This window comes from Acidobacteriota bacterium (assembly GCA_009838525.1).
GTDB lineage: Bacteria > Acidobacteriota > Vicinamibacteria > Vicinamibacterales > UBA8438 > VXRJ01.
The window spans coordinates 640-15,435 of sequence record VXRJ01000034.1; the positions used below are offsets into that span (position 1 = coordinate 640).

A 14,796-nucleotide genomic window follows, 5' to 3' on the forward strand; every position below is an offset into this window, starting at 1 on the left:
GTCGGGGGTCGGCGAGGCCCCCCTCCCGGAGTTGGACGGTGCGATCGAGGCCTGCGGCACCCCGCCCCTTCCACTCGGCGGGACCGAGGTCGAGCCGCGGCTCGACCTCGGTCAGCATCGCCTCGACGACGCGGGGATCGACCTTCAGGGCCGCGTCCTGGATCCCGGGAAGGGTCAGCGACGAGCCGGCCCGTACGCGCGCCTGGCGGATCTCGTCCCGGGACGCCGGGAGCGCGTCCTCATCCAGATCGCCGCCGCTCGCCGCGGACGTGTAGCGGCGAATCTCCATGTGCTGCCGTTCGCCGACGGTCACGAGTTGCATATCCACCCACGTGGAACGGCCGGACATCAGACTGATGCCGCTCGTCCGGCGGACCGGCGCATCCTCGCCGCAACGCAGCTCGGCGTGCGTGTAGAGCCGGTAGCCATCGCTCGACCAGGTGCGTTGTTCCCAACCGCCGCAGCCGCCGTCGGCAATGTCGCGGCGGACACCGTCGGCGATGAGCGTCCGTTCCACGAGCACCTTGCCGTTGCCGCGCGCCGCGAGCCGGGTTCCGGCGCCGTCGGCGGTGGGGGTCATGCAAACGACGGTTCGCTCCGGAAACTCGGAGCCGTTTTCGTCGGCACGCTCCATCTGCTCTTCCCAGAGCTGCCAGCAGCCGAGCCAGGGCAGCCAACGCGCATCCGGGTCGGCCGTCCCGGCTTCCGACTGACCAGCGGCAACCGCTGCGGCGACGGTCCGGTCCTGCGCCGCGGATGGCGACGCCAGGATCAGGCTGACGGCGAGTATCGCGAGCAACGTCCGCTGCGTGATCCGCATGGTTCTTCCCTCTCTATGCGTCACGTTGTTCTGGCGGCTCGGGCGCGACAAGGCACGGCCCGACACCTACCGTCCACTATGCGTCAAAACGCCACGCGAATGCCAGCGCCAATCCGGAGTCCGGACAGATCGATCGGATCGAAGCCGGCGAAGTCCTCCGTCAACTGCCCGCTCCCGCGACTGTGGCTGATCTCGATGGTCGTCGCCACGCTCGTCGTCAGCCGGACGTCGGCGCCGGCGATCAGGTGCGTAGTGCCGGCCCAGCCGGTCGACGCCAACTGGGCGGCAAAGAGCGCGCCGTCGACGGCGTCGACGAATTCACCGGCCTGCGTTAGCTTGTACCGGGTCATTCCGACACCGACGCCGACGTACGGCACCACTCTGGCCGGGATCCAGACGTAGTTTCCTATCGCCTGGCCGCGCGGCAGGAGCGCCAGCGTTATGCTGCCGCTCAGTCCGGCCTGGGCCAACGTCGTCTCCTGCTCGATCGGGAGGCCGTCCGAACCGACGAAGTGGCGCTGCTCGGACGGCTGGAACGCCTGGAAGTAGTCGACGCCGACCCGGGCGTCCAACCTCGGCGTTACGGCGTACCCCACGAGGAAGGCGATGCCCGGGGCGTTGAAGTTCAGGTGGCCGGCGGCAGGGTCCGTGGGGTCGTCGTTCGGGCTCTGCCGCGCGAACAGTTGTTCCTGAAAGAAGTCGTAGATATCCCCTTCGGCCTGCGCCCGCAGGCCGACGCCGCGGATGGCGACCGACCAGCGTGGCCAGCCGAAGGCAAAATCGGCTTGCTGCTCTTCCTCAGCCGAGGCGGGGCTGGGCGTCACAAGCAGCCCGGCGGCGACCACGCAGGCCGCGAGCGCGATACGAACCATGCGGACGCGAGCGATCCGGCTGACGCGCATGTAATGGAGGCAGGCCCAGTAAGCGTACCATCCCTCGGAGGCACGTTACAACCGTCCCGAACGGGCTGACCGGCTGTGCTATGCTGCGATTCAACCTCTCTGGAGCACCCGATGCATCCGTCCCGAATTGTGCGGGTCGCGGTCGTTCTGACGGCATTGATCGCCGCAGTGGTGGCGGTTCGCCCGGGCGACACCGGTTCGGTGCCGCCGTCACCCGCGCCGCTCCCGGCCGCGGGCCCGGTTCACGGCGAACCGATCGGCGACGGCGTTCACGCCCAGCGGCAGGGACAGCAGCCCTTCGATCCGCGCGAGTTGCTGAGCCGCGGGCGGGGCACCCTCAACCGCCCCGTCGGGCCGCACGAGTTCTACTTCACCCGCGCCATCTACAGCAGCGGATGGGGCTATTCGCGCTGGGCGATCGACTATCCGAAGGCGGACCGGCAGTTCATGACCGTCGTCAACCGCCTGATTGACATCGACGGTTCCCCGTACGAGAACGCGGTCCGGCTCGACGATCCGAACATCCGGAAGTTCCCCTTCCTCTATGCGCTCGAGGTGGGGGACATCGCGCTGAGCCGGTCCGAGATCGAGGGGTTGCGCAACTACCTGCTGGCGGGCGGCTTCCTGGTCATCGACGACTTTTGGGGATCGTGGCAATGGGCCGCTTTCGAACAGCAGATCCGCGAGGTGTTCCCGGAGTATCCGATCATCGACGTTCCCCTGGAGCACCCCGTCTTCAACACCGTGTACCGGATCGACGAGATCATGCAGGTGCCGGCGATCGGCAACTTCTATGGCGGGCGGACCTGGGAGCAGGACGGTTACGAGGCGCACGTTCGTGGCATCTTCGACGACAAGGGCCGGTTGATGGTGCTGATCAACTGGAACACCGACCTGGGGGATGCCTGGGAGTGGGCTGAGCGCCCGGAGTACCCGCTACGGTTCTCGACCTTCGCGGTGGAGATGGGAATCAACTTCATCGTCTACGCGATGAGTCACTAGGGCGTCTGGCCCTTCCGCGCGATGTTCGACGCGATTTTCGAGTTCTTCTTCAAGTACCGCCCGCTCATGTTCGAGCAGGGCGATTTCACCTTCCGTGCGTCCTGGATCGGCGGCATCGCGGCCCTGGCGGCAATCGCGGCCGGGGTCGTGACGTGGCGGTCGTATGCGCAGGTGCGGGGCAACAGCCAGCCGATCGATCGGCTGGTGCTGACGGTCGTGCGTCTCGCCGCCTTCGCGGTGCTGGCCTTCTGCCTGATGCAGCCGGTGCTGATCCTGTCGTCCGTGGTGCCGCAGCAAAACTTCCTCGGCGTCCTGATTGACGAGTCGCGCAGCATGCGGATCGCCGATACCGACGAGACGCCGCGCCTGCAGTTCGTCCAGGAGCAGCTGGCGTCTACGGACGCGCCGCTGCGCGCCGCCCTGAACGAGCGCTTCTCCCTCCGTTTCTTCGGTTTCGCCAACGAGACGGATCGTCTCGACGTCGTGAACGAACTGACCTATGACGGGACCCGCACACACCTGGGGCAGGCCCTCGAGCGGGCGCACGACGAGTTGTCCGATGTCCCCCTGTCCGGGCTGGTCGTGGTGACCGATGGGGCCGACAACGCGCCCGCCGGCCTCGCCGAATCGCTGCTGCCGGTCCAGGCGGCGGGCGTCCCGGTGTTCACGGTCGGCCTCGGGCGCGAGGAGTTCGACCGCGACATCCAGTTGGGCCGGGTCGAGACGCCGCGGCGCGTGCTTCGCGGCGCGTCGCTGGTCACCGACGTCGTCGTGTCGCACCGGGGCTACGAAGGCCAGGCGGTGAGCGTCCAGGTGGAGGACGAGGGGCGGATCGTCGGCTCCGAGGATGTCGTGCTGGGCGACGAAGACGACCTGCAGACCGTCCGGCTGCGCTTTACCGCCTCGGAGGAGGGTCCGCGGCTGTTCACCTTCCGCGTCACCCCGCAGCCGGGCGAGATGGTGACGCAGAACAACGTTCGCGATTCGCTGATCGTGGTCGAGGACCGGCGCGAGAAGATTCTCTATTTCGAGGGTGAGCCGCGCTTCGAAGTGAAGTTTCTCCGCCGCGCGGTCGAGGACGACGAGAATCTGCAGGTCGTGATCCTGCAGCGGACGGCGGAGAACAAGTTCATGCGGTTCAACGTCGACGGGCCGGACGACCTGGTCGGCGGCTTCCCCACGACGCGGGGCGAACTGTACGACTACAGCGGGCTGATCCTCGGCAGCATCGAGGCGAACCACTTCACGCCGGACCAGCTCCGCATGATCGGCGATTTCGTCAACCACCGCGGGGGCGGACTCCTGATGGTGGGCGGCCGCCGGTCGTTCGCGGAGGGGGGTTACGCCGGAACGCCGGTGTCGGACGTCCTCCCGGTCGTGCTCGCCGACGAGGGCGGCAACGGCGACGAGAGCTTTTTCACCGAGATCGGGGTCGAGACGACCCGCGCCGGGGCGACGCATGTCGCCACGCAGATCGCGGATACGGAAGAGGCCTCCGCGGCACGATGGAGCGAGCTGCCGCCGATCACCGTGGTCAACCCGATTACCGAGGTGAAGCCGGGCGCCACCACGCTCCTGACCGGCGCGGGCGGCGACCTCGTGCTGCTGGCCTTCCAGCGCTACGGGGCCGGCAAGTCGCTCGCCTTTCCGGTCCAGGATTCGTGGACCTGGCAGATGCACGCCGACATCGAAGTCGACGACATGACCCACGAGACCTATTGGCGGCGGCTCCTCCGCTGGCTGGTGGACGGCGTGCCGGATCAGGTGACGATCGACCTGCCCACCGATCGGGTCCAGCCCGAGGAGACGGTGGAGATTCTGGCATCGGTCGGCGACGCCAACTTCGAGGAGCTGAACAACAGCCTGGTGCTGGCGTCGATCACGCATCCGGACGGCAACTTCACGGATCTGCCGATGGAGTGGACGGCCCAGCGCGACGGCGAGTACCGCACGTCGTTCACGCCGCCCGCCGAGGGGTTCTACGAAGTGCGGGTCGAGGCGATGCTGGGTGATGACCTGCTGGGCGAGGATGTCGCCTACGTGCAGGTGGCGCCGAGCGACGCCGAGTTCTATGACTCGACGATGCGGACTCCGCTGCTCGAGCGGGTTGCCGACGAGACGGGCGGACGGTTCTACACGCCGGAGACGGTGGGCACGCTCGCGGACGACATCCAGTACGTCGGCGGCGGTGTGACCGTCGTCGAGGAGCACGACCTCTGGGATATGCCGGCGCTCCTCCTCCTCCTCACCGCCCTGGTGCTGGGCGAGTGGGGCTTCCGGCGGTTCCGGGGGCTGGCGTGATGCGCGTGCTGGTTCGACGCGCGGCCGCCATCGGGGCGTTGCTGTTCCTCCTCTGCGCTGCCCCGGCGCACGCGCAGCAGACGCACCTGCTCCTGGTGGTCGGCCTCGGCGGCGATCCGATGTACACCGAACAGTTCCACGGCTGGGCGACTTCGCTGATCGATTCCGCGATGGAGAACTACGGTGTGCCCGCCGACAACATCACCTACCTGGGCGAGAAGGTCGACATCGATCCGGAGCGGATCGACGAGCGCTCCACGCGCGAGAACCTCGACGCCGCGGTCGCGGCGATCGCCGACCGGGCCGGACCGACGGATCATGTCGCCATCGTGCTGTTCGGCCACGGGACGTTCACCGACGGCCCGAAGTTCAACCTGCCGGGGCGCGACCCCTCGGCGGAGGATTTCGCGCCGATGCTCGACCGGCTTGGCCGGCGCCGAGTCACGTTCGTCAATACGGCCAGCGCGAGCGGGCCGTTCGTCGAGACGCTGTCGGGCGAGGGCCGGGTCGTGATGACGGCGACGCGCAACGGTCGCGAGCGGAACGCGACGCGTTTCGGCGGCTACTTCGTCGAGGCGTTCGGTGAGGGCGGGGACGAGGCGGACCAGGATCGCGACTCGCGCGTGTCGATGCTGGAGGCCTTCACCTACGCGCGCCTGAAGGTGCTCGCGGAGTACGAAACCGAGGGGATTCTCCGCACCGAGCACGCGCTGCTCGATGACAACGGCGACGGAGAGGGGACCGAGGAGCCGGATCCGCTGGAAGGCGACGGGATGCTGGCGCGCACGGCGTTCCTGACGGCGGGCGAGGTGCTCGCGGCCGAACGGATGCCGTTCGCCGACGACCCCGAGCTGGCTCCCCTCTACGCCGAACGGACGGAGCTGGAGCAGCGAATCGACGAGCTCCGGGTCCTTCGCAGCGGCGCCGATCAGGCGGCGTACGAGGCGGAACTGGAACGCCTGCTCGTTGAGCTGGCCCTCAAGAGCCGGCAGATCCGTCAGCTCGAGGAAGCCAGGGAAGGCGCGTCGGACGCCACGGATCCGCGATGACCGTGCGGACCGTCGTTGCGGCGTTGCTCCTGGCGGCGGTCTCGGCCGCCGGGATCGCCGGCTTCGCGTACCCGGGCGCCGCTCTCGACGGGGCGGAAGATGTCCGGCCGGGGAATGTCCCTTACGACGGGCGGTTCACCTTTGTCCGGATCAGCTACGAGATGTACTGGGGCCTGCAGACCGGCGCGTTTCTCGGCGACGTCAAGTGGGCGCACGACTACCCGCACGCCGAGCAGAACTTCGGCCGGATCATCGAGGAGATCAGCGACCTCGACATCGTGCTCGCGCCGAACGGCGGCAACGTCCTGCCGCTCGACGATCCCATGCTTACCCGCTACCCGGTCGCCTACATGGCGGAACCCGGCTTCTGGCGGCCTTCCGAAGCGGATCTGGAGGCGCTCGGCAACTACCTTCGCAAGGGCGGCTTCATCATCTTCGACGACTTCACGGGCGATCACTGGTACAACCTGGTGCGGCAGCTCGACCTCGCCGTCCCGGGGCTCGTCCCGATCGAGCTGACCGCTGAGCACCCGATCTTTCACTCTTTCTTCGACATCGACACGCTCGAGATGGCGCCGATGTACGGCCCCCCTCCCACGTTCTGGGGCATCTTCGAGAACAACGACCCGAACGGGCGGATGATGGGGATCATCAACTACGAGAACGACATCGGAGAGTACTGGGAATATTCGAACACCGGCTGGTTCGCCGTCGACGTGACGAACGAGGCTTACCGGTTCGGCGTCAATTACGTGATGTACGCGCTGACGCACTGACGCTTACGCACCTGACCACTGGAGGACCGATTCGTGCCACTCAATATCAGCGGCAGACCCGAGCCGAGCGACGAAGAGCAATCGGGCACCGAGCAGACAGCCACGACCGAGGCGGCGGCGCCTTCCGCCCCGGAGCCGGACATCGCGGCGGCCGGGCCCGACGGCGCGGCGGGCGACCTGGAGTCGCCCGACGACATCGCGCTGGCCGACAAGATGAAGGCTGGCCGCGAGCAAATCCTCGTGGAGCTGCGGAAGAAGATCATCGGCCAGGAAGAGATCATCAACCAGGCGCTGCTGACGCTGTTTGTCGGTGGCAACAGCCTCATCGTCGGCGTGCCGGGACTGGCCAAGACCCTGTTGATCCAGACGATGGCGCAGGTCCTGGATCTCAAGTTCGCGCGGATTCAGTTCACGCCCGACCTGATGCCGTCCGACATTACCGGGACCGACATCATTCAGGACGATCCCGACACCGGCGGACGCAAGATGGTCTTCGCTCCGGGCCCGGTCTTCACCAACATCCTGCTGGCGGACGAGATCAACCGGACGCCGCCCAAGACGCAGTCGGCACTGCTCGAGGCGATGCAGGAACACCGCGTGACGGTGCAGGGGCGGACCTACCAGTTGCAGGAGCCGTTCTACGTCTTCGCAACGCAGAACCCGATCGAGCTCGAGGGAACCTATCCGCTGCCGGAGGCGCAGCTCGACCGGTTCATGTTTCACATCGTCATCGAGCATCCGCCCGAGGACGAAGAACTCGAGGTGGTCCGGACCACGACCATCACCAACAACCCGACGTACAACCACGCGGTGACCGGGGCCGACCTCGTCGCGTTCCAGGAACTCGTCCGGAAGGTGCCGGTCTCGGAGCCGGTGATGCGCTACACCCTCGATCTGGTCCGGACCAGCCGGCTGAAGGATGGCGACGGGCCGGAGTTCGTCAAGAAGTGGGTCCAGTACGGAGCCAGCGTCCGCGCGGCGCAGTATCTGATCCTGGGGAGCAAGGCGCGGGCGCTGACGCAGGGACGCTACCACGTGAACTTCGAAGACATCCACGCGCTGGCGCGGCCGGTCCTGCGGCATCGCGTGCTGCTGAACTTCCACGCGGAGTCGGAGGGGGTCACGTCGGATCAGATCGTCGATCAGCTCCTTGAGGCGGTGCCGGTACCGGCGTCGCGAATGTAGCGGCGCGATGCGGGACCGCGGCAGAAACCGGTAGAGGAAGAACCGGCAGGGAAGAGGCAGCGACGCATGCCGACCACGACCAGCCCGCTCGCTCCCGGCGCCCGGTTCGTCGATCCGCAGGTGCTCGCCCGGATCGGCAACCTCAAGCTGCTGGCGCGCAATGTCGTCGACGGTTTCATCAACGGCCTGCACAAGGCGCCGTACCTCGGCGTGTCGATCGACTTTGCCGAGCACCGGGGCTACATGCCCGGGGATGACATCCGCTTCATCGACTGGCGCGTGTTCGCCCGGACCGATCGCTTCTACGTGAAGCAGTTCGAGGCGGATACGAACGCCAATTTCTCCGTGCTGTTCGACATTTCGAAGTCGATGAACTTCTCGAGCGGCGGTATCTCGAAGCTGGACTACGGGCGCTACCTCGCGGCGTGCCTCACGTACTTCGCGACGACCCAGCGCGATCGGGTCGGGATCGTCACGTTCGACGACGACATCGTCCTCCGCGTCCCGCCGTCGGCGAAGCATCTCGACGTCGTGCTCCATACCCTCGACAGGATCGAGGCCGGCAACCCCGGCTCGTTCGCCAGACCTTTCTTCCGCGCGACCGAGTTCTTCAAGCGCCGCGGCATCCTGCTGGTGATCTCGGACTTCTACGACGAGCCGGAGGCAATCGTGAACGGACTGAAGCCGCTGACTTACGGCGGGAACGACGTGATGGTTTTTCACGTGCTCGATCCGGCCGAGGTCAACTTCCCGTACGACGACGCCACGAACTTCAAGGACATCGAGACCGGGCGCCGCATGCCGGTGGTGCCGGAGAAATTACGCGAACAGTACCGGGTGCTGGTGCAGGAGCACATCACGGCGCTGTCGAAGCTCTGTGCCGAGAACCGGATCGACTACGCCTTCTTCAACACGTCGCAGCCAATGGATCACGGGCTGTTCAGGTTCCTGGCGATGCGCGAGAAGCTGAACCGCGTGCGGTAGGCGCAAACGAGGGGTGGACTGAATGGGCTTGCTGGCGCCGTTGTTCCTGCTCGGGGCGGTGACGATCGCCGTGCCGATCATCATCCACATGATTCAGCGCGAGCGGAAGGAGGAGGTGGAGTTTCCTTCCCTGATGTTCGTCCGGAAGATTCCGTTCCACTCGTTCCGGCGCCAGCGGATCCGCAACTGGTTCCTGCTGCTGCTCCGATGCGCCGCGCTGCTGCTTTTGCTGTTTGCCTTCACGCGGCCCTTCTTCCGCGCCGCGGCGCTGGCCGCGGTCACGGAGGGTGCGCGCGAGGTGGTCGTGCTGGTCGATCGTTCCTGGAGCATGGGTTTCGGCGACCGGTGGGCGGGCGCCCAGGCGGCGGCGGTCGACGTGCTGGATGACCTCGCGGCGGACGATCAGGCGACCGTGATCCTCTTCGACAGCGGCGCCGAGTCGGGCCAGCGCTCGACGACCGACCGGGCCAGTCTGCGCAGTCTCGTGTCGAACGCCGAGGTGGGATCGGGCGTCACCCGTTACGGTCCGGCCCTGAAGCTGGCCGAAGGGATCTTCGAAGCGTCGGACCTGCCGCGGCTCGAGGCGGTGCTCATCAGCGACTTTCAGCGGAGCGGTGTCGAGAGCGCGTCCGGCGTGCGCTTCCCACCGGGAACGGTGCTTACGCCGGTGCAGGTGGGCGGCGACGAGGGGGACCTCACGAACGTCAGCGTCGCCGGGGTTCTGTTTCAGCGCGAGTATTTCTCCGGCCGCGAGCGTATTCAGGTGGCGGCGCGGCTGACCAACCGGAACGCGGTCGCGGTGAGTGGCCTGGACGTAACACTGGAGGTAGAAGGGCGGGAGGTGGAATCGCTGACCGCCGATCTCCCGGAAAGCGGATCGACGACGGTGGACTTCGCGCCCGTCACGCTGGGTGACGAACCGATGACGGGCGCCGTCCGCATCGAAGGCGATGCGCTTCCGGCGGACGATGTCTTCTGGTTCGTCGTTTCGCCCGGCCAGGTGGTGAGGGTGTTGCTGGTTGGGAACGGCCTCGCTGCCGATGACTCGCACCTGTTCCTGTCGAGGGCTCTGGGGATCGGGTCGGAACCGGCGTTCGACGTCCGGACCGTCACGATCGATGCGCTTGCCGCTTCCGATTTCGCGGACCGGGAGGTCGCGATCCTCAACGATACGCGGCCACCGGCCGGAGCGGCCGGCACGGCGCTGGCGACGTTCGTCGAGGAGGGAGGCGGCCTGTTCGTCGTCTCGGGCGAGCGCAGCGCGTGGTCCGGCGCGCCCGACCTGTTGCCGGGTGCGCTGGGGCCCCCCGCGGATCGCGCCGGCCGTGGCGGAGCGCTCGGCTTCGTCGACTACAGCCACCCGGTCTTCGAAGTGTTCAGCGCCCCGCGAAGCGGCGACGTGACGACGACGCGGTTCTTCCGGTACCGCCCCATCGAGCCGGCGGATGACGCGACCGTGCTGGCTCGCTTCGACGATGGCAGCCCTGCGCTCGTCGAGCGACGCATCGGCAGCGGCGCGGTGCTGCTCTGGGCTTCGACCATCGACACTTTCTGGAACGACTTCGCGAAGAAGCCGGTGTACCTGCCGTGGGTGCACCGCGTGGTGGAGCATCTGGCGAACTATTCGCCGCCGACGCCCTGGTTCTCGTCGGGGCAGGTGCTGAATCTCGCCGAGCAGGACGTCTCGCTCGGCGACGGGGGCGTCGGCGGGGCGGACTATGTCGTGATGTCGCCCTCCGGCCAGCGGATGCCCGTCGATGTCGGAGGACGCGCCGGCTACATCGATCTCGCCGAGCAGGGGCTCTACGAGGTGCACGACGCGACGGCGCCGGACGCGTTTCCCGTGTCGCTGGCCGTGAACGTCGACCTCGCCGAATCGGACCTCACCGTGGTCGATCCGGAGGAGTTGGCGAGCATGGTGACCGGGCGCGCCGGGGGCGCGCGGGCGGACGGGGCAGCGGCGCCGGAGCGTGTGATTCCGGCGGAGGATCTGGAGCGGCAGCAGTCCATCTGGTGGTATCTGCTGGTCGCGGCGGCGCTGCTGTTCTTGAGCGAGACGCTGGTTTCGAACCGGCTGTCCCGGACGCAATTGAACGCGGAATGAGCGTGAGCGGAAACGGGAGTAATATGGGACGTTCCCGGGTCTGCGGATTCGGACGGACGGGCCCGGCGGCTTAGAACGGAAGGCGACAACGATGCTGAACGAGCCACTGCTGACCGGTGAACGGGACGAGCTCCTGCGGGCGATCCGGCACGTACGGAACCGGTGGCGCCTTCGTGTCGGACTGCGGAGCATCGCGGTGCTCGTGGCGGCCGCGCTCGGCACGCTGCTCGCGTCGTCGTACGGCCTGGAACTGATGAAGTTCTCGCCGGCCGCCATCATCGGTTTCCGCGTCGTCACCTACCTCGCGCTGCTGGCCGCGGGCTGGTGGTTCTTCATCCGTCCGATCTCGCGCCGCGTCTCCGACGAACAGGTGGCTCTCTACCTGGAAGAAAACGAGCCATCTCTGCAGGCAGCGGTGTTGAGCGCCGTTGAAGAGGCTGGCAAGGGGAAGCGGGAGCGTGCCGCGGATCACTCGCCGGAGCTGGTCCACCGGCTCATCGAGTCCGCGGCCGAGCGCGTCCGCGACGTCGACATGGGACGCAGCGTCGAGCAGAACCAGTTGCAGCGGTCCTCCGGCATGTTGGTCGCGGCCGGTCTTGCCGCGGTCCTCCTGTTCGTTTTCGGTCCGGCCTACCTGCGGCACGGGCTGTCGGCCCTTCTGACTCCGATGGCCGACGTGGAGGCGTCCAGTCCGTACCAGATCGACGTACTGCCGGGCGACGCCACCGTCGCGCGCGGCGCCGATCAGACGATCACGGCGCGACTGCTCGGCTTCGAAGCGGAAGAAGTCAACCTGCTGATGCGCAGCGCCGGCGCCGGCGACACCGTCGAGCGCCTGCCGCTGATTCCGGTCGAGAACGACGCTGGCGAGATGGTGGCCGGGACCTACGAGGTGCTGCTATTCGATCTGCAGGAAGCGGTTGACTATCACGTCGAGTCGACCGGCGTGGAGTCGGCTACCTACACGCTCGACGTTCTCGACCTGCCGTACGTCGAGCGGCTGGAACTTGAGTACCACTTCCCGGCCTACACCGGTTTGGAACCTCGTCTCGTGGAGCAGGGCGGCGACATCGCGGTCCTGCGGGGAACGGAAGTGCGGCTGCGCGCCATCCCCACCATGGGGACTGCCGGCGGCATGTTGGTCTTCGATGATGGTGACGGGGAAACCCTCGACCTGATCGGCGCGGAGGATGGATCTCTGACGGCCAGTTTCGTCGTGGAGGAAGAAGGCTTCTACCGGATCGATCTGCAGGCGCCGTCCGGAGATCTGGTTACCGCGTCGCCGCAGTACACGATCGATGTCCTGACGGATCAGCCGCCCTCGGCCATGTTCATCCGGCCGGGCCGCGACACCACCGCGAACGCCATCGAGGAAGTCTTCGTCGAGGCGCGCGCCGATGACGATTTCGGCCTCTACTCGCTCGACGTGGTCTACTCGGTGAACGGCGGACCGGAGGAATCGGTCAGCCTGTTCAGCAGCGGCGGCGCGGGCGACAACGCGCTCAAGGAAGTCTCCGCCGGGCACACGTTCTTCCTGGAGGAGCTGGAGCTGGAGCCCGGCGACTTCCTCAGCTACTACGCGCGGGCGACCGACCGGAACCTGCTGCAGGAGAACGACGACGTCAAGTCGGACCTCTACTTCATCCAGATCCGCCGGTACAGTTCCGATTTCCGCCAGCAGCAGTCGCAGGGCGGCGGGATGGGCGGCGCGGGCGGCGGCGCCGACGCGCGCGAACTGTCGAAGGCGCAGCGAGAGATCATCTCCGCGACCTTCAACCTCATCCGTGATCAGGAGGACTACACCGACGAGGAGTTCCAGGAGAACGTGGTCTTCCTGACGCTTGCGCAGGGACGGCTGCGGGAGCAGGTGGAGACCCTCATCCGCCGGATGAACAGCCGCGTCATGCCGGCCGATCCGGCGTTCCGCACCATCCAGGACATCCTGCCGCAGGCGGCCGAAGCGATGCGCGAGGCGGAGGACGAGCTGCAGGAGCAGGATGCCGATGGCGCGCTGCCGCACGAGCAGCGTTCGTTGCAGTTCCTGCAGCGGGCGGAGGAAGCGTACGAAGAGGTGATGGTCACCATGGGCGGTGGCGGAGGCGGCGGTGGCGGAGGCAACGCCCAGGCGGCCGAGGATCTTGCCGACTTGTTCGAGCTGGAGCTCGACAAGATGCGGAACCAGTACGAGACGCTGCAGCGCGGCCAGCAGCAGCAGGCGGACGAGACGATCGACGAGCTCATGGAGCGGCTCCGCGAGCTGGCGCGCCGGCAGGAGCGCGAAGCGGAGCGCCAGCGCCGCCGTGCCCGCGGACAGCAGTCGACCCAGGGCGGCGGCGGTGGCCAGCGCGCCCTGGCCGAGGAGGCGGAAGAAGCCGCCCGGCGGCTCGAGCGGCTCGCGCGCGAGCAGAACTCCCCGCAGATGATGGACGCGGCGCGCCGTCTCCAGGAAGCGGCCGACGCGATGCGGCGCGCCGCCGCCAACGATGACAACCTCGGCTTCTCGGAGGCGGGGACCGCGCTCGATCGGCTGCGCGAAGTGCAGGAGCGTTTGGGCTCCGAGCAGCGGGGCCGGCTCGAGCGGGACATCCAGGAGCAATTGCAGCGAGCCAACCGCCTGGCCGATCAGCAGCGTGAGATGCAGGGCGAGGTGGCGGAGTTCCCCGGCCTTCCCGACGAGGATCGTGCCCCCGCGCTCCGCAGCATGTTGGAGCAGAAGACGGCGATGGAGGAGGAGGTGGCCGACCTGGAGCGGTCCATCGATTCCACGTCGGCCGAGTTCCGGCGCGACGAGCGGGACGCGTCGCGCGAGTTGCAGGAAGCGGCGGCGAGCATCCGCGACAACAAGCTGAAGGAGAAGATCCGGTACTCGCGCGGCCTGGTCCGGAGCCGTCCGGGCGAGACGGCCAACGCCTTCGAGTCGGAGATCGGCGGCGACATCGAGGAGCTCGCGGAGATGCTCGAGGAAGCTGCGGCCGCCGTCGGGCGCTCAGAGGGAGACCGGATGGCGCAGGCGCTGGAGCAGACGCGCGACCTGATGCGCAGCCTGGAGTCACTCGACCACCGGATGTGGCAGGAGGGCCAGGAAGGCCAGGAGGCGCAACCGGGCGAGGGCCAGGAAGGCCAGCAGGGACAACAGGCGCAGCAGGGCCAGTCAGGCCAGGAAGGCGGCCAGCAGGGACAGCAGGGCGGCCAGCCGGGCCAGGGTGACAATCCGAGCGCGCAGCCGGGCGGTGTCGACGGGCAGCCGGGCGGCGGAAACAGCTACGGCGGCGTCTTGGGCGGCTATGGCTGGGGCGATCGCCGGCCGGGAACGACCGTCTGGGAACCGGGCGACATCCGACAGTGGAGCCGCGAGTACACGCAGCGCGCCGGCGAAATGGAGGGGTTGCGCCGCCTGCTGAACGAGGAGCAGTTCGAGGTGGGCGACCTGGATGCGATCATCCAGCAGATGCGCGAACTCGACGATCTGCGCCGCTACCAGGATCCGGAAGCGATTGCGAAGCTCCAGGCGTTCGTCCTCGAAGAGCTGAAGCGCTTCGAGTACCGCCTCCGCCGTGAGATCACCGAGGAAAACGAAGAGCTCTTCCTCGCGGGCAACGAGGAAATGCCGGACAGCTTCCGCGACCTGGTCGAGGAGTACTTCCGGTCGCTGTCGGAGGACGACTAGTCCCGC

At 67.5% G+C, this 14,796-nt stretch carries 9 protein-coding genes; 8 read left to right on the plus strand and 1 reads right to left on the minus strand.

Annotation, left to right across the window (positions count from 1 at the left end):
- Window positions 1–903 precede the first annotated feature (903 nt).
- Window positions 904–1,692: a hypothetical protein gene (locus F4Y45_14305; protein ID MXY25674.1), complete on the minus strand. Its 789-nt coding sequence runs from the start codon at window positions 1,690–1,692 to the stop codon at window positions 904–906.
- A 141-nt stretch (window positions 1,693–1,833) separates the two neighbouring features.
- On the opposite strand from F4Y45_14305, the gene F4Y45_14310 reads away from it, so the two are divergent.
- The 8 genes from F4Y45_14310 (at window position 1,834) to F4Y45_14345 (ending at window position 14,790) form a co-directional block, all read left to right on the plus strand.
- Window positions 1,834–2,724: a DUF4159 domain-containing protein gene (locus tag F4Y45_14310; protein MXY25675.1), complete on the plus strand. Its 891-nt coding sequence runs from the start codon at window positions 1,834–1,836 to the stop codon at window positions 2,722–2,724.
- A gap of 21 nt (window positions 2,725–2,745) precedes the next feature.
- A complete protein-coding gene (locus F4Y45_14315) occupies window positions 2,746–5,025 on the plus strand; it encodes a hypothetical protein (GenBank protein MXY25676.1) in 2,280 nt (759 codons plus the stop codon).
- Window positions 5,025–6,074, plus strand: a complete 1,050-nt coding sequence (locus F4Y45_14320; protein ID MXY25677.1) for a hypothetical protein — start codon at window positions 5,025–5,027, stop codon at window positions 6,072–6,074. The genes F4Y45_14315 and F4Y45_14320 overlap by 1 nt, the downstream gene beginning before the upstream one ends.
- Window positions 6,071–6,850: a DUF4159 domain-containing protein gene (locus F4Y45_14325; GenBank protein MXY25678.1), complete on the plus strand. Its 780-nt coding sequence runs from the start codon at window positions 6,071–6,073 to the stop codon at window positions 6,848–6,850. The genes F4Y45_14320 and F4Y45_14325 overlap by 4 nt, the downstream gene beginning before the upstream one ends.
- A gap of 213 nt (window positions 6,851–7,063) precedes the next feature.
- Window positions 7,064–8,035, plus strand: a complete 972-nt coding sequence (locus F4Y45_14330) for a MoxR family ATPase (protein ID MXY25679.1) — start codon at window positions 7,064–7,066, stop codon at window positions 8,033–8,035.
- Window positions 8,036–8,101: 66 nt separating this feature from the next.
- Window positions 8,102–9,019, plus strand: a complete 918-nt coding sequence (locus tag F4Y45_14335) for a DUF58 domain-containing protein (protein ID MXY25680.1) — start codon at window positions 8,102–8,104, stop codon at window positions 9,017–9,019.
- Window positions 9,020–9,041: 22 nt separating this feature from the next.
- Window positions 9,042–11,123 (plus strand): VWA domain-containing protein, encoded by a 2,082-nt coding sequence (locus F4Y45_14340; protein MXY25681.1) that lies wholly within the window; start codon window positions 9,042–9,044, stop codon window positions 11,121–11,123.
- Between the two features lie 91 nt (window positions 11,124–11,214).
- Entirely contained in the window at window positions 11,215–14,790 is a 3,576-nt protein-coding gene (locus F4Y45_14345) for a DUF4175 domain-containing protein (protein ID MXY25682.1), read from the plus strand.
- The last annotated feature ends 6 nt before the right edge of the window (window positions 14,791–14,796 follow it).

What these genes read in the sequence shown, in the direction of transcription:
- F4Y45_14305 (MXY25674.1), bottom strand. Translation starts at nt 1,692, where the DNA reads ATGGTTCGTATCGCGCTCGCGGCCTGCGTGGTCGCCGCCGGGCTGCTT.
- F4Y45_14310 (MXY25675.1), top strand. Translation starts at nt 1,834, where the DNA reads ATGCATCCGTCCCGAATTGTGCGGGTCGCGGTCGTTCTGACGGCATTG.
- F4Y45_14315 (MXY25676.1), top strand. Translation starts at nt 2,746, where the DNA reads ATGTTCGACGCGATTTTCGAGTTCTTCTTCAAGTACCGCCCGCTCATG.
- F4Y45_14320 (MXY25677.1), top strand. Translation starts at nt 5,025, where the DNA reads ATGCGCGTGCTGGTTCGACGCGCGGCCGCCATCGGGGCGTTGCTGTTC.
- F4Y45_14325 (MXY25678.1), top strand. Translation starts at nt 6,071, where the DNA reads ATGACCGTGCGGACCGTCGTTGCGGCGTTGCTCCTGGCGGCGGTCTCG.
- F4Y45_14330 (MXY25679.1), top strand. Translation starts at nt 7,064, where the DNA reads ATGAAGGCTGGCCGCGAGCAAATCCTCGTGGAGCTGCGGAAGAAGATC.
- F4Y45_14335 (MXY25680.1), top strand. Translation starts at nt 8,102, where the DNA reads ATGCCGACCACGACCAGCCCGCTCGCTCCCGGCGCCCGGTTCGTCGAT.
- F4Y45_14340 (MXY25681.1), top strand. Translation starts at nt 9,042, where the DNA reads ATGGGCTTGCTGGCGCCGTTGTTCCTGCTCGGGGCGGTGACGATCGCC.
- F4Y45_14345 (MXY25682.1), top strand. Translation starts at nt 11,215, where the DNA reads ATGCTGAACGAGCCACTGCTGACCGGTGAACGGGACGAGCTCCTGCGG.